This window comes from Thermomicrobiales bacterium, from assembly GCA_041390825.1.
GTDB lineage: Bacteria > Chloroflexota > Chloroflexia > Thermomicrobiales > UBA6265 > JAMLHN01.
Genome location: JAWKPF010000034.1, coordinates 23,867 through 46,105 on the forward strand (window position 1 = coordinate 23,867; position 22,239 = coordinate 46,105).

At 62.0% G+C, this 22,239-nt stretch carries 22 protein-coding genes; 13 read left to right on the plus strand and 9 right to left on the minus strand.

The features are described 5' to 3' along the window. Positions 1-56 precede the first annotated feature (56 nt). On the minus strand, positions 57-542 hold the full coding sequence (locus tag R2855_16250; protein MEZ4532545.1) for a DUF983 domain-containing protein: 486 nt from the start codon (positions 540-542) through the stop codon (positions 57-59). Positions 543-655: 113 nt separating this feature from the next. On the opposite strand from R2855_16250, the gene R2855_16255 reads away from it, so the two are divergent. From R2855_16255 to R2855_16270, 4 genes are all read left to right on the plus strand, one after another. After that, positions 656-1,939 (plus strand): MFS transporter, encoded by a 1,284-nt coding sequence (locus tag R2855_16255; GenBank protein ID MEZ4532546.1) that lies wholly within the window; start codon positions 656-658, stop codon positions 1,937-1,939. A 227-nt stretch (positions 1,940-2,166) separates the two neighbouring features. Then, the gene (locus tag R2855_16260) at positions 2,167-3,351 is read left to right on the plus strand and encodes an N-acetylmuramoyl-L-alanine amidase (GenBank protein ID MEZ4532547.1); all 1,185 of its coding nucleotides are present in this window, start codon (positions 2,167-2,169) and stop codon (positions 3,349-3,351) included. Between the two features lie 222 nt (positions 3,352-3,573). Next, positions 3,574-4,932, plus strand: a complete 1,359-nt coding sequence (locus R2855_16265; protein MEZ4532548.1) for a CapA family protein — start codon at positions 3,574-3,576, stop codon at positions 4,930-4,932. Between the two features lie 177 nt (positions 4,933-5,109). Then, complete coding sequence (locus R2855_16270; GenBank protein MEZ4532549.1) at positions 5,110-5,481, plus strand: cupin domain-containing protein; 372 nt, start codon at positions 5,110-5,112, stop codon at positions 5,479-5,481. Positions 5,482-5,506: 25 nt separating this feature from the next. On the opposite strand, the gene R2855_16275 is transcribed toward R2855_16270, so the two are convergent. Continuing rightward, entirely contained in the window at positions 5,507-5,860 is a 354-nt protein-coding gene (locus R2855_16275; protein ID MEZ4532550.1) for a hypothetical protein, read from the minus strand. A gap of 49 nt (positions 5,861-5,909) precedes the next feature. Between R2855_16275 and R2855_16280 the strand changes: the two genes are divergently transcribed. From R2855_16280 to R2855_16305, 6 genes are all read left to right on the plus strand, one after another. Then, positions 5,910-6,890, plus strand: a complete 981-nt coding sequence (locus R2855_16280) for a threonine/serine dehydratase (protein MEZ4532551.1) — start codon at positions 5,910-5,912, stop codon at positions 6,888-6,890. Between the two features lie 177 nt (positions 6,891-7,067). Next, complete coding sequence (locus R2855_16285; protein MEZ4532552.1) at positions 7,068-8,438, plus strand: sugar ABC transporter substrate-binding protein; 1,371 nt, start codon at positions 7,068-7,070, stop codon at positions 8,436-8,438. Further along, positions 8,429-9,475: an extracellular solute-binding protein gene (locus R2855_16290; protein ID MEZ4532553.1), complete on the plus strand. Its 1,047-nt coding sequence runs from the start codon at positions 8,429-8,431 to the stop codon at positions 9,473-9,475. The genes R2855_16285 and R2855_16290 overlap by 10 nt, the downstream gene beginning before the upstream one ends. 490 nt (positions 9,476-9,965) lie before the next feature. Continuing rightward, a complete protein-coding gene (locus R2855_16295; GenBank protein ID MEZ4532554.1) occupies positions 9,966-10,490 on the plus strand; it encodes a hypothetical protein in 525 nt (174 codons plus the stop codon). A gap of 177 nt (positions 10,491-10,667) precedes the next feature. Continuing rightward, the gene (locus R2855_16300; protein MEZ4532555.1) at positions 10,668-11,195 is read left to right on the plus strand and encodes a hypothetical protein; all 528 of its coding nucleotides are present in this window, start codon (positions 10,668-10,670) and stop codon (positions 11,193-11,195) included. Next, complete coding sequence (locus R2855_16305; GenBank protein ID MEZ4532556.1) at positions 11,176-11,742, plus strand: hypothetical protein; 567 nt, start codon at positions 11,176-11,178, stop codon at positions 11,740-11,742. The genes R2855_16300 and R2855_16305 overlap by 20 nt, the downstream gene beginning before the upstream one ends. 743 nt (positions 11,743-12,485) lie before the next feature. Here R2855_16305 and R2855_16310 read toward each other — a convergent pair. The 7 genes from R2855_16310 to R2855_16340 all read right to left on the minus strand — a co-directional run bounded on the left by R2855_16310 (position 12,486) and on the right by R2855_16340 (position 20,953). Continuing rightward, positions 12,486-12,662 carry a hypothetical protein gene (locus R2855_16310; GenBank protein MEZ4532557.1) on the minus strand — a complete coding sequence of 59 codons (177 nt, stop codon included), beginning with the start codon at positions 12,660-12,662 and terminating at the stop codon, positions 12,486-12,488. A 956-nt stretch (positions 12,663-13,618) separates the two neighbouring features. Further along, entirely contained in the window at positions 13,619-14,185 is a 567-nt protein-coding gene (locus R2855_16315) for a hypothetical protein (GenBank protein ID MEZ4532558.1), read from the minus strand. A gap of 154 nt (positions 14,186-14,339) precedes the next feature. After that, on the minus strand, positions 14,340-15,119 hold the full coding sequence (locus R2855_16320) for a hypothetical protein (GenBank protein ID MEZ4532559.1): 780 nt from the start codon (positions 15,117-15,119) through the stop codon (positions 14,340-14,342). Beyond that, entirely contained in the window at positions 15,112-15,657 is a 546-nt protein-coding gene (locus tag R2855_16325; protein MEZ4532560.1) for a sigma-70 family RNA polymerase sigma factor, read from the minus strand. The genes R2855_16320 and R2855_16325 overlap by 8 nt, the downstream gene beginning before the upstream one ends. Before the next feature lie 345 nt (positions 15,658-16,002). After that, entirely contained in the window at positions 16,003-17,424 is a 1,422-nt protein-coding gene (locus R2855_16330; GenBank protein ID MEZ4532561.1) for an FAD-binding oxidoreductase, read from the minus strand. A 77-nt stretch (positions 17,425-17,501) separates the two neighbouring features. Further along, positions 17,502-17,741: a hypothetical protein gene (locus R2855_16335; protein ID MEZ4532562.1), complete on the minus strand. Its 240-nt coding sequence runs from the start codon at positions 17,739-17,741 to the stop codon at positions 17,502-17,504. A gap of 158 nt (positions 17,742-17,899) precedes the next feature. Then, positions 17,900-20,953 (minus strand): AAA family ATPase, encoded by a 3,054-nt coding sequence (locus R2855_16340; GenBank protein ID MEZ4532563.1) that lies wholly within the window; start codon positions 20,951-20,953, stop codon positions 17,900-17,902. A 281-nt stretch (positions 20,954-21,234) separates the two neighbouring features. Here R2855_16340 and R2855_16345 point away from each other — a divergent pair, with 281 nt between their 5' ends. The 3 genes from R2855_16345 to R2855_16355 form a co-directional block, all read left to right on the plus strand. Continuing rightward, the gene (locus R2855_16345; GenBank protein ID MEZ4532564.1) at positions 21,235-21,672 is read left to right on the plus strand and encodes a hypothetical protein; all 438 of its coding nucleotides are present in this window, start codon (positions 21,235-21,237) and stop codon (positions 21,670-21,672) included. A gap of 7 nt (positions 21,673-21,679) precedes the next feature. Further along, positions 21,680-21,976 (plus strand): DUF503 domain-containing protein, encoded by a 297-nt coding sequence (locus R2855_16350; protein ID MEZ4532565.1) that lies wholly within the window; start codon positions 21,680-21,682, stop codon positions 21,974-21,976. A gap of 41 nt (positions 21,977-22,017) precedes the next feature. Next, the coding region (locus tag R2855_16355) for an FAD-dependent oxidoreductase (GenBank protein ID MEZ4532566.1) at positions 22,018-22,239 on the plus strand (222 nt) is incomplete at its 3' end.

Below are 22,239 nucleotides of genomic sequence, written 5' to 3' on the forward strand. Positions count from 1 at the left end.
CAGCTCGTCGATCGCGCCCCGTCGACAGAATGTGACTCGACGCTATGAGCGGATGGCTACATCAGCCGTTGTTCGCGCTCGAGGTGCGAATCGCCCTGAATCGATAGGTCGAGCGCCATCCACATGGTGCGTGACCAGGGAAAGAAGATCACCGGCAACAAGATTGCTGTGCCGATGGCCAGCGCCTCCTGCTGGTAGAGCGAAAGATTGCTGCGCAGCAAGATGATCACGATGATGATCACACCGACGATCTCAGCGCCGACGAGATTGACAGCGTAGCCGCCAACGAAATATCCCGGCTCGGGTTCGAATCGGTAGCCGCAGCGTGGGCAACACGTCTTGATCCAGAATGGGTATTTGATGATGCCCCCCTGACCGCAATAGGGGCATTGCAGCAGCAGGCCGCGTTTCAGCAGTGTGCGACGACGTGCTGAGCCTTCGGCGGGCAGATTGCGCTGCATCGGTTGCGGAATGCACATCTCGTCCGGATGAGCAGCGTTCGCATGCGTCGGTTGCGACGGTTGTGTGGATGTCTTTGGCATGAGCCTCCCCGGAAAAGCCGGGCCTTCACTACAATGGAGTTCTTCTCTCGCTCCATGGGCACGACGATGTTGACGACTGGCGGACACGTGCAGCGGTTCTTGGCGGACTCCGCATGAGTCAATCCGTTTCCAGCCGATCTTACCGCGTTCTGCGCTATCGGGATTTTCGACTTCTCTGGTCCGCGGAGGCGCTCTCTCAGGCAGGCTCGCAAATTCAGCGGGTGGCAATCGCCTGGCAGGTCTACGAGCTCACCCACGACGCGTTCAAGCTCGGGTTGCTCGGTCTCTTTCGCTTCATTCCAATTCTGCTGTTTGGGCTTGTCGGCGGGGTCATCGCCGACCGGGGAGATCGGCGGCATACGCTGATCTGGACGCAAAGCGCATTGCTGGCGCTGGCGCTCGTGCTGGCAGTCCTGAGCAGCTCCGGGCATATCACTGTTTGGGTGATCTATCTGGTCACAATGGTGGCGGCGGTGTTCGAGGGAATCTCGAATCCCACACGCCAGGCGCTGATGCCGCTTCTGGTTCCGCGCAGCGAGCTTCCCGCGGCGTCCACCATGGGTGTGCTCGTTTCGCATGTCTCGCAAGTGGTCGGGCCCGCTGCAGGCGGCATCATCATCGCAACGTTGGGGGTGACCGGAGCGTACGTCATCGACGCGCTTTCCTTTCTGGTTGTCATCGTGGCCGTGTTGCTGATGCACCAGCGTCCACCAGCCGTCGCCATCACCATGTCCGGCTATCAGGCGGCGCTGGAAGGGTTGCGCTTTCTCAAGAACACGCCGACGTTGTTCGGGGTCATGCTGGCCGATTTCCTGGCAACCCTGTTCGGCGCCTGTACGGCGCTCATGCCGATCTTTGCCGATGAGGTGCTCGGGGTCGGGCCGCGTGGACTCGGATTCCTGCTGGCTGCGCCCGCGGCCGGAGCCGTGACCATGGCGATTGTCATGAGCGTGACTCATCTGCCGGACAAGGCTGGGCTCTGGGTACTGGGATCGATCGTGGCGTACGGATGTTTTCTGATCGGATTCGGTCTCAGTACGACCTTGTGGGTGTCGATGCTCTTTCTGGCATTCAGCGGCGCGGCCGATGCGATCAGCATGGCGCTGCGGCACGCGACGCGCACCTTGCTCACACCGGACGACTTGCGGGGCCGGGTCGCGTCGGTGCACCGCGCGCTAGGCATGGGGGGACCGCAACTGGGTGAATTTCAGAAAGGCATCACCGCGTCGCTTCTTGGCGCTGGTCCGGCGGTTGTGCTCGGCGGGGTGTGCACGATCGGGGCCGCGGCCTTCGTTTCCTGGATTTTCCCCACCGTGACCCGGTATCGCCTGTCGGTCTCGGAGGCGAATCCGCCAGCCGAACCGACGGTCCCGGGGCCGGTCTCCAGCGCCCAGTAAGCGGTTCCGGCTGCCGACCGCCCGGGAGCATTCTCCGTGCGTGGACTTGCAATCCTCCCGAACGTGCATTTACGCTGGCTCGACGCACTGGCTGGAGTGTTCCTTCGCGTTCATCGGAAACCGTAATCCTGACAACACTCCATCCGTGACAATCGATATTCGATCCGTTTGGTCGACCGACCGGGCCGTACTCGTCCGCAAACGAACCGGTCCGCCCGCAGAGGCTGATGGCCGAAGAATGGTTCGAGGACGAGCTTCCCTGGCTTGGTCCTCCCCCGCAGTTGCCCCCGCGACGGGAGCAGCCACAACCGACACCTCCGGCACGCCGCACTCCGCCACCGGCGCGGCGACGGCCCGTTTCGGCGCAGGCAGCGGCTACCGCGTCCGCGGCGTTGCCGCGGATGCAACTGCCAGAGTGGACGCCGGATCTCGCAGTTCCACCCTACGCGCGTATTCAGCAACGACGCTACGGCGAAGTGGTTGCGCTGAAATGGGCCGGTGTGTTGCTGATCCTGGTCGCGGCCTTGACGGCCCTGGCGTTGATCGTGCGCGACATTCGCGCTGGCGGGGAAGTAACGCCGGTGCCGACCGCGCAGCTGGTCATCCCAGCCGCGTCTGAGCTGGGTGGCGGCAGCGCGGCGTCCGAGATCGTCGCGAACCCGCTCTTTGTCGGCAAAGTCATTTGCCTCGATGCCGCGCATGGCGGAAGCGATCGCGGATTCAAGCGTACGGGCGATGCCAGCGCTCCTGCGATGGACGAGGCGCTGTATACCGCCGCATATACCCGTGAACTGGCCGATCGACTGACCGCGATGGGATTCACGGTCGTGACCACCCGGGATGGCGACACCGTGCGCAATGAGCAGTTTCAGGATGTCAACCGCGACGGTCTCACGCGAGAAAACGCGACCACCGATGCCGATGCCGCACACAACGCCCTGATCGACGAGATGCAGGCGCGAATCGATTTCTGCAACGACGAAGAGGCCAATCTGCTGATCTCGCTCCATTTCGACGGGTCGAGCAACGGGAGCGATTCCGGATTCTCCACCTGGTATGCCGAAGGGCGCGCCGACAGCATGGAGAGTCAGCGGCTCGCGCAATTGATCAACCAGGAGATCGGCGCCGATCTGGCTGCCGCCGGGTATGTCATTCCCGATCTGGGCGTCATTCCGGAATCGACGGCGGCGCTGCGAGGGAATCAGATGCTGTATGACTCCCTCTTCATGATTACCGGGAACCGCAACGGTATGAAGGACCCGAGCCGCATGCCCGGCGTGGTCGCTGATCTCTTGACCATCTCGAATTCCTCCGACGCGCAGGTGCTGGTCAGCGATGCCGGCCGCGCGGCCATGGTCACCGCGATGGCCGATGCCATTGGCCGCTATTTCAGCGAACAACCAGCAGGGTAGGTCTTCGGCAGCCGTGTTCCGGTCGTCGCACTGTCCGACGGACGGTTCGGGCGGCGTATTTGGCGTGACTCGCGGACATGCTCGGGGTACGATTGGCCGGAATTCGGCAGACGTGCTGCCGCGTCGAGAGGAGCTCAGGTGCCAGCAACGTTGTCGGATCGATCCCTAACTCGCCGAACAGTTCTGAAAGGGGCTGCCGCCGGGGCAGCAGGGGCAGCGACGATGCACGGGAGCGGATCGATTTCTGCCCAGACGGTGGCCGGGCTGCCAGCGGGAATGGCGCTAGTCACCTCGCCCCGGTTGCCGCTTTTTGGGATTGGCAGTGGAGACGTCGATCGGCTGCTGTCGGGCCAGGTTGCCGATTGGCGGGCGCTTGGCTCAGCCGTTTCCTTGCCGGTCGAGGTTTACGCGCTCTCCAGCGCGACTCCGGCCGCGAATGGGAGCGCCGTTGCCGACTACGAGGCCCTGGTGGCCGAGTTCGGCACGCATCCGGGTGCGGTTGCGCTCGTGCCAGTCGACCAGGTCGACTATCGCGCCAATGTGCTGGCGGTCGATGGGTTCGACCCGCTGCGCAGCAGTGACGGTGTGATCCGGGTCGGTGTGGTGGGCGATATCGTTCCTGGGCGCAATGTCAACAACAAGATGGTCGCGTTCGGTGACTACACGCATCCCTTCCACAAGGTTGCCGCCGAGCTGAGCGGATACGATGTCATGGTCGCGACTCTCGAAGGCAATCTTTCCAGCTCGATCCTACCGCCGGAGGATGCACATACCTTTTCGTTCGTCTCCAGCCCGGAGATGGTGGAAGGGTTCGCCATGGCCGGGATCGACGCGGTCACCCTTGCCAACAACCACTCGATGTGGAACAGCGAAGGCTGGGGCGCGCAGGCATTGCTGGACACGATGGCCGCGCTCGAGCAGGGGGGTATTCCCTACTTCGGCGCGGGCAACAATCTGGCCGAGGCGCGGGCGCCCTGGGTGGCCGATGTTGGCGGGACAACGATTGCGTTCCTCGGGATCGACGGTGTCACCGCCAACGAGGAGGCGCGCGATTTTGGCGCGACCGTCTACATGAGTGAGCTCGGAGGTTCCGGCTATGCCGGCGCTACCGACTCTACGCCGGGCACCAACCCGTATATCACCGAGCAGTTCCTGGCGGACATCGAGGCGGCCGCGGGTCAGTACGACTATGTCATTCCGTACTTCCACATGGGAATCGAATACTTCCCGGTGCCACCTGCCTGGGCGCGTGAAGGCGCGAAAGCCGCGATCGAGGCGGGCGCCACTATGGTGGTCACCAATCATCCGCATGTGATCCAGGGGTTGCAGAGCCATCAGGGCAAACCGATCTTCTATTCGGTCGGCAACTTCATCTTCGACCAGATGTTCTCGGTCGAGGTGCGGGAAGGCAGCATTCTGGAAATCGTGCTGCGGGATGGCAAGGTGGTCGGGCTGCGAGCGCGCGGAGTCGAGATCGAGGATTTCAACCAGCCGCGGCTCATGACCGCAGGGGAGCACGCCTCGCAGATGGATCGGTTTTGGCAAAACACCGACCGCATTGCCGCGGCGGAAGCGGGATAGCCTGAGCCAGTGTCCTGGGAGCCAGGCAGAGCCCAGCGCTGCGTAGTTCTTGACACCAAGCCGCAGTCGGGTCATCTCGAGGCGTCTTGCTATGCTGATCGTATGGCACCCAGGGCGGCCCCTGCGACGTTTGGGGTACCCGTTTGGCCGGACCGGGCCAAGGCAGAGGAGCGTCCTATGACATCCGTGGTCGTCCCGTCCTCAGATCTTCCGCTTCTGATTTCCCCTGCCAGGGGGCCGATCGCAGGGCGCCATCTCTTCGAAGGCAGTGCGTTTGGGCTAGATAGCCTGACGGTGGTCGTTGGTGAGTCGCCTCCAGGACAGGGCGTGTCACTGCACAGTCACGACTGTGACGAGCTGATTCTCGTTCACGTTGGGCGGGGAACATACACCGTCGGGGAAACGACCATCGAGGCGGGAAGCGGTGATCTGGTCGTAATTCCCGCCGGGGTGCCCCATCGCTGGGTCAATCAGACGGAAGAACCGTTGGTGCATACCGCCATTTTCCCGACGGCCACGTTTGCCCTGGAGTACCCCACTGACAAGTGAAACAAGCTCGGGTTCGCTTTCAGCCTTACGCCCGGACAATGACCTTGCCGCCGCGGGCGATGATGAGCATTTCGCGGTTGGAACGGCGGAACTGAACTTCGACGGTTCCGACGAGATCGACAGTGCGCACATCGGTGAAGACCACGGTGGACGAGGGGGAGATGGCATCGACCCGAGCGATTCCCGGCCAGAGCGTCAAGAGCGTCGCTGGCAACCCGCGAGAGTTCTCCACTGTGAGTTGGTGCACCGCACTGCCCGGAAGCTGAAACGGGGCGCGAGCGACACTGGCGCCCAACGCAGCCGCAATCAGTTCGACAGCGTGCTCGTCGAACGGAATGTGGAGGATGGGATTCACTGGCGAAGCTGGCTGATCGGCCATAATTCCTCGTCGTACTCGCGGCGCTGGCCGACCAATTGCGGAGAATCCGATGCCGACCGATGCCGAGTCTCCCATACCGACGTCCATCACGATCGAAACCATCTGGGAGGCGCGCGACCGGATCGCGCCATATATTCATTGGACCCCGGTTTTCACGTCCGAGACATTGAACGGTCTCACCGGGACGCGCCTGCACCTCAAAGCCGAAAACATGCAGAAGACCGGCGCCTTCAAGGTGCGCGGCGCGTTGAACGCGGTGGCGCAGCTCTCTCCAGATGAGCGAGCGGCCGGAGTCGTCACGTTCTCGGCCGGAAACCACGGCCAGGGTTTGGCCTACGCGGCGCGCACGTTCGGCACGCCTTGCACGGTCTATATGACGGAAAGCGCCGTGCCGACCAAAGTCGCTGCTATCCAGGGCTACGGCGCGACGACCCGGCAGTTTCCGACCATCCAGGAAGCCGTCGCCCAGATGGATCGCGACCGCGAGCAGTCGGGCGCGGTTTTCATCTCCCCGTTTGCAGACGAGGCCGTGATTGCGGGACAGGCGACTGTCGGATTGGAGCTCTTCGAGCAGGTCGAGGATCTGGACGCGATCGTGGTGCCGATCGGGGGCGGAGGACTGATCTCGGGTATCGCGCTGGCGGCGCGCATCCTGTATCCCGATCTGCGCATCGTCGGGGTAGAGCCGGTTGGAGCACCGACCATGACCCGCGCGCTCGAGGCAGGTCACCCGGTCACACTCGAATCGACAAACACCATGGCCGACGGGCTCACTGCCCCGTTCACCGGCGAGCTGAATCTCGCCATCGTGCGTGAGCTGGTGGACGATGTCGTGCTCGTGAGCGAAGACGAAATCGTGACCGCGTTGAAACTGGTGCTCGACCGCACAAAGCTCCTGATCGAAGGCGCGGCTGCGGCAGGGATTGCGGCGTTGCTCACCGGGAAGGCCGGGATCGGCACCGGATCGGTAACGGCCGCGGTGCTCACGGGGGGCAATATCGATCTCGATCGGCTCAAGAGCATTCTCTAGCGGGCAACGAACCGCACCTGGACCGATCGAAATGGCAGGAAATCGGTTGCCAGGCGCAGTTCATCAGCGAATTCTTGCCGCTCTTCGGCTGTGGATCGTTTCCCTATAGAATTCGCGCGTACATATCGTAGATTCATCAATCTCAGTCCACGACGTCGATCAAGGAGTCCAACGTCAATGCATTCCAATCGTTCCGCGCGTTCTCGCATGAGAGCTCCGATCGACCGGCGGCGGCTGTTGCAAGGCGCGGCGCTGGGCAGCGCCGGGTTGGTGCTGGCACGTTCCCCGATGGCGTTCGCCCAGGATGGGGGATTGAGCGGGGAGATCACCATCGGCTACGAGGGTGCGGCCACCGGCGTCATCCCCTATATCGAAGCGACCGCCAAAGCGATCGAAGAGGCGAACCCGGACGCGACGATCACGCTTCAGCCCTCGCCGGGCGGCAACTACGCCACCCAGGTGATCCTGCAGCTCAATAGCGGCCGCGCGCCCGATCTCTTCCTGTTGGTTGGTGTGGCGATGGCCGAATTGGCCGCCGCTGATCTCATTGCCCCGATGGATGAGTTCACCGGCGACTGGGATGGATGGAACGAGTATCCGGAGGCACTGCGCGAGTCGCTGACGTACGACGGTTCGGTCTGGGCGATTCCGTATCTGATGGATACCCACTTTCTCTACTACAACAAGGACATTCTGGAAAAAGCAGGGCTCCCGCGCGACTGGACGCCCGCGAATCCAACCGAGATTCTGGACGCCGCGCTCAAGATCAAGGAGAGCGACGACAGCGTCATCCCCTATGCCCTCTATGCCGGCGCAAATGGCGGCAATGGAACGGTCTCGCGCGGGTTCATCCCGCTGGTCTATGCCTTTGGGGGGCAGTTGCGGGATGCGGATGGCAAGTTCATCATCGACAGTTGCGCGATCCGCGCCGCGCTCGACTACTACTACCGGGCGTACCAAACCGACAAGACCGTGCCGCAGGAGGTGATGACCAGTCCGCAGCCGAGTGCCGCCATGAGGCAGGCCATGATCGACGGTGAGCTCGGTATTCTCTATGAAGGATCGTGGGCCTATGGTCCGTGGCTCGATGACGATGAGGACTGGACGAACGAGAACATCGGCTATGTGATGTTCCCGGGCGATGGCGATGTCGCGCCGTTCGCGGTCGGCGGCACCGGGAATTCCTGGTTCATCAACCAGCAAGCCGAAAACAAGGATCTGGCCTGGGAGTTCATCAGCCAGTTCAACTCGGTCGCGAACCAGGTGGCGATCAACGTCGAGGATCCGCACATTCCGGCCCGGGCCGACGCCGCGGCCGATCCTGCGTTCCAGGAGACCCCGTTCCTGAGCGCGATGGTGGGAACCTCCGATTCGTTGCTGCTGACAGCGCCAGACCGCTCCTTCCTGCAGTTGGTTGGCATCATCCAGAATGCCACTGGGCTGATCGCCACCGGTGAGGCAACTCCGGACGAAGCGGCTACCCGCTACGCCGAAGAGCTGACCCGCGTGCTGGGCGCCGACAACGTGGTCGCCCAACCGTGCGAATAGCAGGGCCGTCCCGCCCGGTAACACGACGATCCCTGCTAGCCGGCGGAAGCGCCGCGCTGGCGGGGGCGATCCTTGCCCGGCACGGAGATTCGCTCGCGCAGGGATTGAGCGGTTCGATCGTCCTGGGGTACGAAGGCGCGAACGAGCGAGTTGGCCCCTTCATCGAGGCCGCCGCGCAGGCGGTCATGGCAGCGAATCCGGGCACATCGATCGAGATCGTTCCGTCGACGGGCGCAAACTACCTGACCCAGTTGGCGATGCAGCTCTTCACCAATACGGCGCCCGATGCGTTCTTCACGCTGGCGGTAGGCGCTGGCGAATTGGCGAAGGGCGGCTTCATACGCACGCTGGATGACTACCTGGCCACCTGGGACGGTTGGGCGCAGTATGGCGAGCGGGCGCGTTTCGGCGTGACACTGCAGGACGCCATTTGGGCGCTTCCCTGGGGACTCACCGTCTCTTTCCTCTTCTACCGAAAAGACCTCTTCGCGGCCGCGGGACTGCCGGTCGATTGGCAACCAGCGTCCCGTGACGACATCATCGGCGCCGCTGAAGCGATCAAGGCATCGAATCCGGACGTGATCCCCTATTCGCTCTACTCCGGGGCGAACGGCGAGACCGCGACCGGGTCCGAATTCATGAATCTGATCTACTCCAATGGCGGTACCCTGACCGATCCAAACGGGAAGTGGTACATCGATAGTTGCCCGATTCATGGAACCCTCGAGCACTACGAGACCGCATTTCAGACCGCGGCAGTCATTCCCCAATCGGTACTGACCGACGTCTCGCCACTGGTGACGATTCCCGGGTACTTTGGTGACGGGGAGCTTGGCATTTTGCGTGAATCCGCCAAGTGGTACGGCTACTGGACCGAGGAAGATGCGGCGTTGGCGGAGCAGATCGGCGTCGCCTATTTTCCTGGGAAACGACGGCCCGATGGCGCTCGGGGATGCGAGCGACGCCTGGTACCTGAACCGCAATTCGAAGAACCCCGATCTCGCCTGGGCGTTCATCGCGGCATTCAATTCCGCTGAGAGCCAGGCCGCCCATGCGGTTGTCGATCCTCCGCCTTCCGGCGTGACGATGCGCGGGCCGATATGTTGGCTGGCGTTGGCGACGCTGTTGGCCGCGAAGATGCTGGATGTCGCGGAGTCGTTGCCGGTCCCACCTCCGGAACCGCGTTCCGCAAGCTGATCAGTCGTGCAACGCTGGCCACTGCTTGCGACCGGTTAAACGACACCCGATGAGGACCAGCCGGTTCGCCGACGAGCTGACTCGGGCCATGGGTGCCCAACGTCATCTCGAGCCGCACCATGAGCGGCCACCGTGACTGAACTGGCTGGCCGATGCGGAAACGCCGCCACCGATCGCTAGCGCAAAGGGGAGCAACGGCCCTACGTCGCTGCCATTACCCCGGCAGCGATTCTGCTCTCGGCGTTCTTCATCTTTCCGGCGTTTGGGTCATCTACACCAGCACGACCAGTCTCTCATCGACCAACTTCAGCAGGAGCGCAGTTCGTCGGGTTGAACACCGGCGCTTGGGCGAACCCCGACTTCTGGTTCGTCAAGAACACGGTCATCTTCACCATCGGCGCTGCCATGATCGGCCAGACGATCGGCGGTCTGCTGATCGCGCTGCTGATCCATCATGCGCGGATTCACAAGCACAAGCTGGCCGGTGGCGTTCACCGCGGTCTTGCTCGGCTGGATTCGCCCGCCAACCCTGGCGGGCTCATCTGGGGCGGCATTTTCGACGACGCAACGATGAACACGGTGCTGACGGACGCTTCATCTGCCGCGCGTATCGACACATGTTGGGCGACTACTCGATGCTGGCTGTCATCCTGGTCGAGTCGTGGCGCGGGCTTGCGTTCGCGCTCATCATCGCAAGGTCTGGTGAACGATTCCAGACCAGGTCTACGTGAAGTGGCCAGCATCGACGGCGCGACGCCGCGGATGCATCACAGCGACGCCCCCGGCGCTTTGTGGCACGTCATCTCGCTGGTCTTTGCTGGTGACGACGATCGTTCACCATCGGCAGCTTCCTGATGATCCTGATCTTGCTCAATGGCACCCGGCGTGCCACGGAAACCACGCTGCAACGCTACCATCAGGCGTTCACGCTCTTCGACATCGGGTACGGTGCGGCGCTCTCGGTGGTCATGCTGGTGCTGAGCCTGTTCTTCGCGCTCTTCTATTTGCGCCTGGCGCGAGCGAGCAGCAGTAATGGAACAGCAACTCACGCCTCCGCCAATGGTGAAAGAGCGCTATTCCAGCCGGGCCCGCTGGTTGACGAATATCGCGTTGATTCTTGTTTCACTGCTGTTTGCGGTGCCCTTCTTGTGGATCGTGGCAGCCGCGTTCGATGGCGATGCGGGCAGTACGCCTCGGCTGAACGAGCCGACGGACACTTCGCTATCTCTTCGACGAACGCGATGTCGGGCGCGCGCTGCGCAGTCAGCCTCAGCGCCCGTGTCGGTTTCCGATGCGCTGGCCACGGTATTGGCGTCACTGGCGGGGTTCGCGCTCTCGCGGTTGCGATTCCGTCACAAGACCTATGCCGTTTACGCGGTGCTGTTGCTCTATGCCATCCCGATCGCGGCCACCATGGGTGGCGATCTACGACCTGGCCGACCGGCTCGACTTCATCGACATTCCTTCCGCGGGCTGATCCTGGCGCAGACCGCCATGATCCTGCCGTTCCTGATCTGGTTGATGAAGGTTCTACGATGGCTTGCCGCGTTACCTGGATGAAGTTGCCGCCATGACGGCTGGTCGACCTGGCGCGCGCCTGGTGGGACATTCTGCGCCGTTGAGCAAGACAGGTTTGGCGATTACGGCCGGGTTCGCGTTCACCGCGGCATGGTTCGAGGTGCTGCTGGTCATCATCATGATCACCCAGCAGGACAAAGCGACCTTGCCGCTGCAGTTCTTCTTCGCCGCCGATGGCGGCCGCAATGCCGAAGTCACCGCGGCGCTTTGGCGTGCTCTATCTCACGCCGGTGCTGATTCTTTCCTGATCCCGCCGCTGGATGGTGCGCAGCCTGATTACGTCCACCCGAGGGCTTTGATGGCGCGCTTCCCCTCGATGCATTGGTTCCGCGACTTTGCAGCGCAATTTTGGTGCGTTGATTCCGGAGGTTTGTCGTGGACTATCGCTCATTCGATGCGATCGTGCGGTTCGTTTGGCACGCGCGGCGATCTCGCTGCTCAGCCGCTGGCAGCGGAGTCGCCATCAGCAGCGACTCGCGCTTGGCAATGGAAGTTGCGCAGGTTTCGGCGGTACGCCGGAGCCGAGTGAAGGCGCCGCCGACAGCGCCACGCCGTTCGTGCAGACGGCGGCCGGGGGCACATTCCTCTCAACGCCTCGTCATCTCCTGGAAGCCGGCAAGCACGGGACGCATCTCCTGGCCAACTGAGCGGTCCTCGACAGACGATCCATCTTTTCCGACCGGCCTCAGCATGCTTTGGCCAGGTCGAGACGGAGACATTTCTCGGAGCAGTATGGGCTTCACACCGGCCAACTCGCCCAATGTGGCCCTGGTGGTGAGCACACCAGCCGGGGAAGAGGACATTCTCATACTGGAGTTACTCAACCCGACGTATGAACGTGATGGAATCTGCTTATCTACGAAGCCAACATCCCGTATTCGGGCGAAGGTTTACGCCGGCGGCTGACCGCCAACAGACCAGAAGCTGGCTTCCGAATTTGCGCATGCGTCGCTCTTCATCGACGACTGTCCGGGGTGATGTGACTTGATGCCTGGATGCTGACATGCACTATTGGGGGGAGTTGGCTGGCGCTCGAGATTTCTTTGCTTGATCGATGATCGATGCCAGCCGCAGATGGATTCGAGAAGACCGACCGGGATTGCATGACCCAGTTCCTGACTGCACGAACAATTGCCATTCCAGCAAATCCAACCACTGATGTTTGCCTCGATGAAGGAAGGTGTTGATGTCTCGCAGCGGTGATGGCGGATACGGTGCGGCCGAGCATCTCTGGAAAACGTACACCGAGGCCGCGGGACCAATCGTCCGCATTCAGCCAGCCATCAGCGATGGGAGCTGGTGTCCCTCCTGACCATCCGGTGCGGCAAAGACGACGACGTTGCGTATGGTGGCGGGGCCGAGCTTCTGGATGCGGGTGAGATCAATATCGGCGACCAGAATGTGGTGCCGCTTCCGGCCAAGGACCGAGACATCGCGCTCGTCTTCCAACAGTACGCTCTCTATCCACATGACCGTGCGAGAGGAACCGGAGCATCCGCTCAAGATCCAGAAGCTGACCAAAGAGGAGATCACCAAGCGGGTCGACAATGCCGCCAAACTGCTCAACTGAGCTGGCAAGATGGACCGCGCTGGGGAGCTCTGGCGGCGAGCAGCAGCGGTGGTGCCGGGCCGGGCGATCGTGGCGGCTCGGCGTCTTCCTGATGATTGTCGCCTGAATCTCGACGCCATCCTGCGCGTGCGGAACCCGCACCCTGCGTTGGGAGCGGAGACTGGTGTGACCACCATCATCACCCATGACCAGAGCGAAGGATGTCGATGTCCGACCGATTGCTGCTGTGATGAATCACGGTATCATCCAGCAGGTCGGCGAGCCTGATCATATTTACGCACCCGGCCAATACCTTAGGCGGGTTCATCGCGATCCGCCGATGAATCTCTTCGATGCAGAGCGACCGGCGGATGGAACGTGATCGATGGCGATTGGGTGATCCAGGCTCCGGCCGATCTGCCGCAGGGACCACCGCTATGCGCGGCCGAGAGCATTCGGCTTTCGTTGACAGAGCGCGAAGGCTGGCATCCGATGTCACCATGTATATTTCCGAACCGCAGGGTTCCGAACCATCGTCAATCTGCATCAGGGCGAGAAGTTCATCTGTGGTGACCGAGCCGGAGATCTCTGGCCCGTCCAACGAAACGGTGGTGAATCTGGAGCGCGGCGCGATGCGGTTATTCGACGCGACGACCGGGCAGGCGATTTAGGGATTGGGTCCGGGGCCCGATCCCGGAGTCGGCCGTCAAGGGTCGAAGGTCCAGGGTTGATGACGAACTCGGTGCGGGGGCCGATCAGACTACCTCGATCGTTCCGGTCATGGCAGGGTGCGGCCCACAGACGCATTGGTATGCCCTACCTGAAAAAGAGCCGCGCGTAGGCGGTCGCGGTCCAATCAAGCCAGAACGCTCGATCGCCCCGTCGATGACGATTGTGTGTCCTCGACGGAGTTGCTGTTGGTCCAGACGACGAGTGCGCCGGCCGCAGAGATTTCGACCGCTCCCGGTTCGAAGTTGCCGGACTCCATGCCGCCGGTGATGTCGATGACCACGGCCCTGCCAGGCGCGGTGAGCGATTCGTCGCTGGACGCTTGCCCGACCTCGATTGGTCCCATTTCGAATGGTGCGAAACCGCCGGGTGTACCGATGAGTTCCCAGATCCCGTTCGTCGGGAAGGTCAGCACGACGGTGTAGTTCCCGGTGCCGGGGACTTTCGTCGCGGTTTCTTCGATCGATTCGCCGTTTTCACTGTTGGTGGCAGAAACCGTTAGTGGGTCGATGTCGACCGGCGAGATACCGTGTTGCTTGATCACCAGGGAGAGTTCGACTGGCTTCCCAGCCTCGATGACTCCCGGCCGGTCGACGATTTCCACGCTGGCCCAACCACCGGCGCGCGAATGGTGAAGCGGAATCAATGCGAGTCCGGCGAGTGGTGCAAGGGCAACGAAGCGTCTTCTGTTCAAGGCAAGCCTCCTTCGGTGTGGGCAGATGTTCACCGCTCATACACCGGTGGAGGCGTTCAGGTTCCACGAGAACGGGATGTCCTGGGCGTATAGCTCAGGCAAGCACATCTGCCCCGCTGTCCAGCGAGGCCTGACCGCGCATGGCAAGCAGTTGTCATGAGACTGGCTCGAGTGATTCCGCGATGGCGAGCGCCTCGTCCATGGAAAGCGCAGATTCGAGACGGAACCCGATATCGCCTTGCTGCCAAAGGAGAACGTTGGCGGTGGAGCGGGAATCGATGGACTCCTCACCGAAGATGGTCAGATTCGATGCGACTTCGATCCACCAGGCGGGCTCTCCGTTCACCGTCGTCTCGGTGATGGACCCGGTGGAGGTCCCGACGGTCTTGATCATCATGTAGATGTCGTCGGGTGGTTCGAATTGCATCAACAAGGCACCGAGACCGGTTTCGGCGGCCTGCGGAAGCGCGTCGTCCGGTGGCCAGGCCATCAGCCCGAGCACATCGCCGTTTTCGAGCACGTGCAGATAGAGCGCGTCGGGTTGGTCGAGCGCGGCTGGCTGCATCGGTGCGAATGGAAGCCAGCGCACAAAATCCTGCATCGAGGTCGGTGTGCCCAGATTCGGCGTTTCTACCGGCGCGGCCGGTGGTTCGCCGAACTCGATGCGCACACCGTCGATTCCCAGAAAGTCAGCCACCGAGGTGCGAACGGTTGCCGATCCTGCCAGGAGCGCGCCCACGATCAGCAGAACGAGCGCCGCCGCCGCAAGCCAATGCCGTCGATGACGCGCTCGAGGGAGTGGGGTGGGCGCGGCTTGGGTGGCGAGAATCGACTCAGCCAGGTCGGGTGTGGGCGACCAGTCGAGACGGGCACCAAGGGCGGCGAGTTCCAGTTCGAGGTCGTCCCTCGTGATGTCGGACCACCGGCTAGACATCGATGATCCCTCCCTGTCCTGAAACGAGCGCCTCACGGAGGCGAACTGTTGCGCGGCTGAGGCGAGACTTCACGGTCCCACGTGGACATCCGAGCAGACTGGCGATCTCGGATTCGGACAAATCGAGAAAGTACCGGTACGTGATGATCTGCTGATCGGGCAGACTGAGCGTGCGTACCGCCGCGAGGAGTTCTCGATGTCGTTCATTGCGCTCCGCGAGCTCGGCTGGCGATGGTCCAAGGGAGACGATGCGCTCGTCGAGTGGACCGGTCGCGTGGCGGGCGCGCGATCGCACACGGTTCTTCGCTTCGTTGGCGACGATGCGCAGCAGCCACGGGCGAAACGGGGCGTCGGTTCGAAATGAGCCGAGTGCCTGGACCGCTTTGATGAATGCGGTTTGCGTGGCGTCCTGCGCTTCGTCACGATCGCCAGTGATGACCAAGGCAACGCGGAAGGCCACGTCCTGATACCGCCGCACGAGTTGCTCGAGGGCGTGCTGGTCTCCCGTCCTGGCTCGTTGAATAAGGTCGTCGTCGATCGGTGTCTTGCCTCAGTGCGAACCGCGTTTCACTCCTTGTACACCGAAGGAGTGCGATTGGTTCCCGATCGCGCTCGCGGACCATCGATTGTCACGATAGCGCGGTAGGTCCGGGAGATCCCAGGGGATGTTCGTGATCGAAGGTTCTCATGATTCATCGTTTCCCCTGGCGAGGCAAGGCAGTACGCCAATTGGGCACGGTTGCCCGTAAGTACACCAAAGGGGCGGATGATGCTGTTCACCATGCATCACCTCGCCCCTTCGGCATGCACACCCTACCACAGGAGCTGTTTCCCACGGCGAGCTCGTCACCGGCAGGTGGCTGGCTCGCCGTGGGACGAGTGCTTAGTTGGCGGGCGGGATATTTTGGTTGACCCGGAAGAGATTGCCGGGATCGTACTTGGCCTTGATCCTGGTGAGACGCTCGTAATTGGGACCGTAGCTGGCGCGGACCCGATCGGCGCCCTCATCGGAGGCGTCCATCATCATGTTGACATAGGCTCCGCCAGCCGAGTACGGATGCAACGCTTCCCAATACGAGCGCGCCCAGGCAGTCATTGCCGGGATATCGGCCGGGTCGGAGCTGATGCCCGCCATCACCTGACCCCAATTGGCCGTGCGGTAGTTCCAGGCGGTCGCATCGGGCGCAATGCGTCCGGCGACACCATTGATGGGATAGAGGTGCATTCCTGACTTGGCGGTTGGCAAACGTGAGCCGAAATCGGCATGCAGGGCGATCGCTTCATCTGAAAGCTCATCGACGAAATCAGCCTTCCAATACCAGTAGTCGCCAGGTGGGTAGAGACCATCAAAAAGCGATTGCATGGTGGGATGCGGCATCGGCCCGACCCAATCCAGAAGTGGCGTCCCGAACATGGACCGTACCGGCGCGAAGACCTCTTCCGCCGAATCGAGCGAGCCGAGATAGCACCAGACGATGGCGCAGATACTGCGACCCCAAAGCTCCTGTGGGAACGGTTCGGACGACGGGACGATGTGGAACGCGAAAAAGCCATTCAGGTCATCGGGCGCCTGTACGATGAAATCGCGATACCAGGTGAGGATTTCGGTCGTCTGCTCGACTGGCCAGAAAATGGGACCCGCGTAGACCGTGTCGACCGGGTGTAGGCGGAAGAGGAAGGAGGTCACGACACCGAAGTTGCCGCCGCCTCCCCGCAACGCCCAGAAAAGATCCGGGTAGGACTCGGGACTGGCGGTCACAAACGAACCGTCCGCCAGCACGACATCGGCCTCGAGCAAGTTATCGATCGACAATCCACAAGACCGGGTCAGATAGCCGAGCCCGCCGCCGAGGGTGAGACCGCCGACCCCCGTGGTCGAAATGATGCCGCTGGGAGTGGCCATGCCAAAACCGTGGGTGGCGTGGTCGACATCTCCCCATCTGCAGCCGCCTTCGACCCGCACCGTGCGGGCAACCGGATCGACCCGAACGCCGTTCATGGGCGCGAGATCGATCACGATGCCACCCTCGCAGGTGCCCAGGCCAGGACCATTGTGCCCTCCGCCCCGGATCGCCAGCAGCATGCCGGTCTCGCGCGCGAGATCGACGGTGGCGATCACGTCCGCGGCATCGGCACACTGCACGATCAATGCAGGGCGTTTGTCGATCATGGCGTTGTAAATGGAACGCGCTTCGTCATAGCGGTCGTCTTGCGGGGTGAAGACCTCACCCCGGATCGTGCTGGTGAGGCGCTGGATCGCTTCGCTGGACAGGTTCGGAGAACGGGTCAAGGTTGCAGTTGTCATGGTGCTCCTCCTGAATTCTCGTACGACGCGATTGGGTCGATTCAGTGCATGTTTATCCAGTGACTCATGGGGGTCTGCTACCCGGTGATCGGCATTGCGTTTGTCGTTCTGGTGGCCGGAACCCCGCCGAGTCTTGTTCCCATTTCGATCAAGAGTGCTCCGATCCGATGGCGCAGCGTTGTGTCGATCGATGATGTTGCCTGGTGTTCATGCATCATGCGGCGACGGGCCGCCCGGGCGAGATCGGCGTTCTGTCGTTGCTGCGCGGCGACGAAATCACTGTAGAGCGCGCAGTTTCCATGGAAGACCTGTTGCATTGTGCTGCTACTCGCTGTGAGTGATCTCGCACCGGAGCGCATGTCCCGTGCGGATCGGATGCATTCGGTGGATCAGCGGCATCCTGATCCCAGAACCATCATCAGCGAGAAACGGGCCTCGGACATCACCCGTCACTAGGTATTTCCGCGACCATCGATTAGGTATCCGGGTCAGTATTCTCGAGGGACGCCGCATACCCGGCGGCTTCACGGCGACTGCTGACGCCGAGTTTGGCAAGCACGTGCTTGACGTGGGTTGACGCCGTGTGCGGACTGATGAAAAGCGCTTCGGCAATTTCCTTGTCAGTCTTCTGCGCAGCGACGAGGAGCAGCACCTGTTGCTCGCGGGCTGTCAGTCCGGCTGGATGCGTCGATCCTGGCTTCGACGCAGTTAGCCTGTTCGTCAGTTCGGCGATGCGCGCGAGTACGAGAACCGCTCCAAGGCCTTCACAGATTGCCCGGGCTTCGTCCAGGAGTGGCTCAACGGGCATTGCCTGTTTCATCTCCATTCGAAACTTCGCGAGCGCGAGCAACGTCAGGGCGCGTTCGAACGGGGCGTCACAGGCGGTGGCCAGCGCGAGCGACACTTCCAGGTGCGATTCGGCGGAATCCGGGTTGCCGGAGGTTGCTTCCAGCTCTCCCATGATCCTGTGCGCGGCAAGCAGAACCAACGGTTGATCCGGGGACGACGCAAGCGACACTGCCTGCGCGGCGCAGTCTCGAGCCGCGGCCACATCGCCAACTGCCTGATGCCAGATGGCCCACATGAGCTGACCGTCGGCGCGTCCCAGCACCGTTGTGCCCCAAGCGAGCCAGCGGTCGTGTGCTTCCAGCCAACCGCGGGCTCCGTCGAGATCGCCTGCGTCGATGCAGAGTTCCGCGGCCAGGCGCTGCAGGAACAATCCTTCGAGAAACAAGGTATCGCCGGGCTCCGTTCGGTCTCCCTCTGGCAGCAACCTCAGAATCTCATTCCAGGCGGATAGCGGTTCAGCGCGTTGACGGGCGAGGAACGCGTTCGTGGTCGTGACTTCACGGCGCAGATAGACGTTTCCAGGGTCGGGGAGATCGCGGAGAATCTCATCGGCGTCCTTCCATCGTCCGTCCACGACAAAGCATCCCAGGAAGGCGAGCCGCGGGGACACTCCTGGCCGGAGCGCTCCCCCGGCGCGCGCGAGCGCTGCGGCTGCTTCTTCGGCGCGTTGTCGCCTAAGGGACGGATTTCGAGCGCGACAGGTGAGCTCCACGTCCCGAAGCAGACCGAGCAATGTGAAGGCCACGAGCATGTGATGGCCCACCGAGCCGAAGAGCCGTACGGCTTCATGTCCATGCTGGCTGGCGATGTCGGCCTCGCCGAGTGCTGCATGCGCTGCCGCTTGTCCGTTTAGCAGGAACGCACGCATCGCGTCGGTGAAACTGGGAATCGATGGAAGGCCCGAGAGCATCGCCAGGAACTGACGCTGCCGTTCGATCGCCACCTGGGCTTGTCCGGTCGATGTGAAGTACCACAAGTCAGCTCCGCTGAGTGTGTGGAACCCAGCCGCATGCAAGGTTCGCTCTACGGAGACAACTGCCGCGCGATCGAAGGCTGGCATTTCGGAAATTGTGTTCGTCAACCACATCGTGACCATTTTGGTCACCTGATTCGCATCGATCGAAAGGTCAAGCAGTGTTTGCAATCCGGTGGAAAGGTGCTCGATTCCAGCGCGAAAGTGATCTGAGTAGCAAAGCAAGACACCGTGAAGATGGGAAATCAGCGCGGAGGCAATATGATCGCCGGAGCGGGCCGCACGCTCGTCAGTCTCATTCAAGAGTTCCGCGGCTTCGGCTGGATAGGAGAAGCGAAGTAGATACGAGATTCGCAGGATGAGTCGGTTGTATGTGGAGCTCTGGCCCTCCATTGCCTTGATGATGTTGGCTGCGGAACGAAGGAGTTCCGCGGCGGTCAGCCATGCGTATGCGCGCTGCGCCTGATCGGCTGCGCGTTGCAGCCACTCGACCGCCCGAATGTCGCCCGCGAGCTGAAAGTGCAGCGCGACGGCGTCCGGATTCGGGTTCGGTTCCGATGCCATCACCTCGGCGATGCGCTCGTGCCATAGGCGTCGGCGGGGAGGCAGAATCCCCTCGTAGATCGCCTCCCGGGTAAGCGCATGCACGAAGCGGACATGGGTCCCGTTGGGCATGGCCTCGATGAGATGGGCTGCGGCAGCCCGCTCGACGATCGCGAGCAATGCCTCGTCTTCGAGATCGGCGAGCGCTGCCCACAGCGCCAGCGGCACCTCCTGGCCGATCACGGCGGCGATCTCCAGCGGACCCCGCGTGGCTTCTCCCATTCGGGTGACTCGGCTGTCGATTACGTGCTGAATCAACGAGGGAACGACAACGCGGGCAAGCTCCCCGAGCTGTGAGATGTCGCTGCCGACTCGAAGCAGCCCCGCTTCTTCCAGCGATCGAAGCAGTTCTACGGCAAAGAATGGATTGCCATCGGTGTGCCGTTCGAGATATGCGCTCAACCGAACAGCATCGGCCGACGAGAGGCGATACTCGTGCCTGATCAAGAGGAGCAGGGCACTGCCGTCGAGCCGCTTGAGTTCGAGCCGAAGCGAGTCTCCCTCTCGTACAAGCGCGGGCAACATCTGCGCGAAGGTATGGCGCCGAGGTAGTTCGTCGTGCCGGTAGGTGGCAATGACGAGCATCGGCATATCGGCGAGCGCAGGGGCCAATGAGCGAAGAAGCTCGACGCTGGCCGGGTCGGCCCAGTGAAGATCCTCGAGCAGCAGAAAAAGTGGCAGGCTGGCGGCAAGGTCTTCGAAAAAACTCCGAACCTCCGCGAACAATGCCGCCTGATCCGGAACCGGACCCAACTCCCCGTTTCGAAACGCAGCTGGAGGATCCGGCCAACTCGTATCGCTGCGATGTCTGCGAAAGACCTCGAGCCACGGTCCATAAGGCGGGGCACTGGATACATCGAAGCAGTGACCGGTTTCGAACTGGATGCCGGTCGCCTCAGCTTCGATCGCCAGATCGCGGGCCAGCGATGTCTTCCCGATTCCTGCTTCTCCGCTCAGGAGGATGAGCCGCCCGGTTCCATTCGATGCGGCCTGCAATGCATCAGAAAGGAGACCCCGTTCATTCGTTCGTCCAACGATCCGATGCGCGCCGGGTATGTCTTGCCGGATTGGTGGAGAAATGGCTCGTTCGCCGGGGCCAGTCATGGAATGGCTCCTCGCGGATTCGCATTGGTACGCGGCGAAACGTTTGTGTGTGCGACTCAATTATGTGAATTTTGACTGGCTTCTGTCCAGACAGGGATTTCTGGTCGCCTAACGTGATCTGTTTCAGCGGCGCAGTTCAGCACGTTGCCGCCACCCGGATTCTTGCGCCTGAGCCACGATGCAACTGCGTCTTGTCGTTCGGTCCGGAACCGATTCTTTCAGGTCGATGATGGGTACAATGAGCAAAATCTCGTGGAAAGATGGAGCGAGTCGAGGCAAAGGTGGGCACAAACGAATCGGTCGAGGAACTGCTCGATTTGGCGCGAGCGAATGCGCAAGCGCTGATCATTGCCACTACCAGCTATCTGGCGCAGGCAGGCATTCCGCTGGATGGATGGTCGGCGTATTTGGGGCATGTCTATGCGAACTCCTGGGACGATTCGATGGCGCACGATCCCGCGGTGTTCCTCGATGCCGTGCTGACCAACTACAAATCGATCGGCGCGCAGGTTCATTCCACCAAGCTGGAGGCGGGCCGCGCCGAAGCCGTAATTTCCGGGTTCCCGAACGAGGCGCTGTGCGCCGAGCTCGATGCCGATTGCTCGCTGGCCGAGACGTACCACGATGTGGCCGCGCCAGTCGCCGAGCGGCTGGGATTGACGTGGTGGTGGGGATCGAGCGGGGAGCTGACCACGCTGGTCGTCACCGCGGGGGAGTAACCCGGAGATGGCCTCGATCATCGGCGTCGCGCATGTCACCCTCTCCCTGGACTATTCGTTCTCGCTGAAGGACAAGCGGCAGGTCGTACGGTCGATCACGGCGAAGGTGCGCAATCAGTTCAACGCCGGCATCGCCGAGGTGGACGACCTGGACGACATGCGGGTCGCCACGCTGGGCATTGTTTGCATCAGCAATCAGGCATCGCATGCCGACGAAATGCTTGCGACGATCATTCAGTTCATCGAACGCAATCTCGAACTCGGCGTCGTTGGCGAAATCGAGACAGAGCTCATTCATGTCTAGGTGAACTGCCTCGGCGGTTCTTGGTTGCTGGAGCTTGAGAGATGTCGACAACACCCAAACAGCCACGCGTGGTGGTGGTTGGGGCCGGGTTCGGCGGATTGCGCGTTGTGCAGGCGCTGAAGAATGCTCCAGTCCAGATCATCGTTGTGGATCGCCGCAATCATCACACGTTCCAACCCTTGCTCTATCAGGTCGCAACCGCAGCGCTCTCCCCGGCGGATATTGCCAAGCCGATTCGCTCGATCCTGCATCGGCAGGACAAC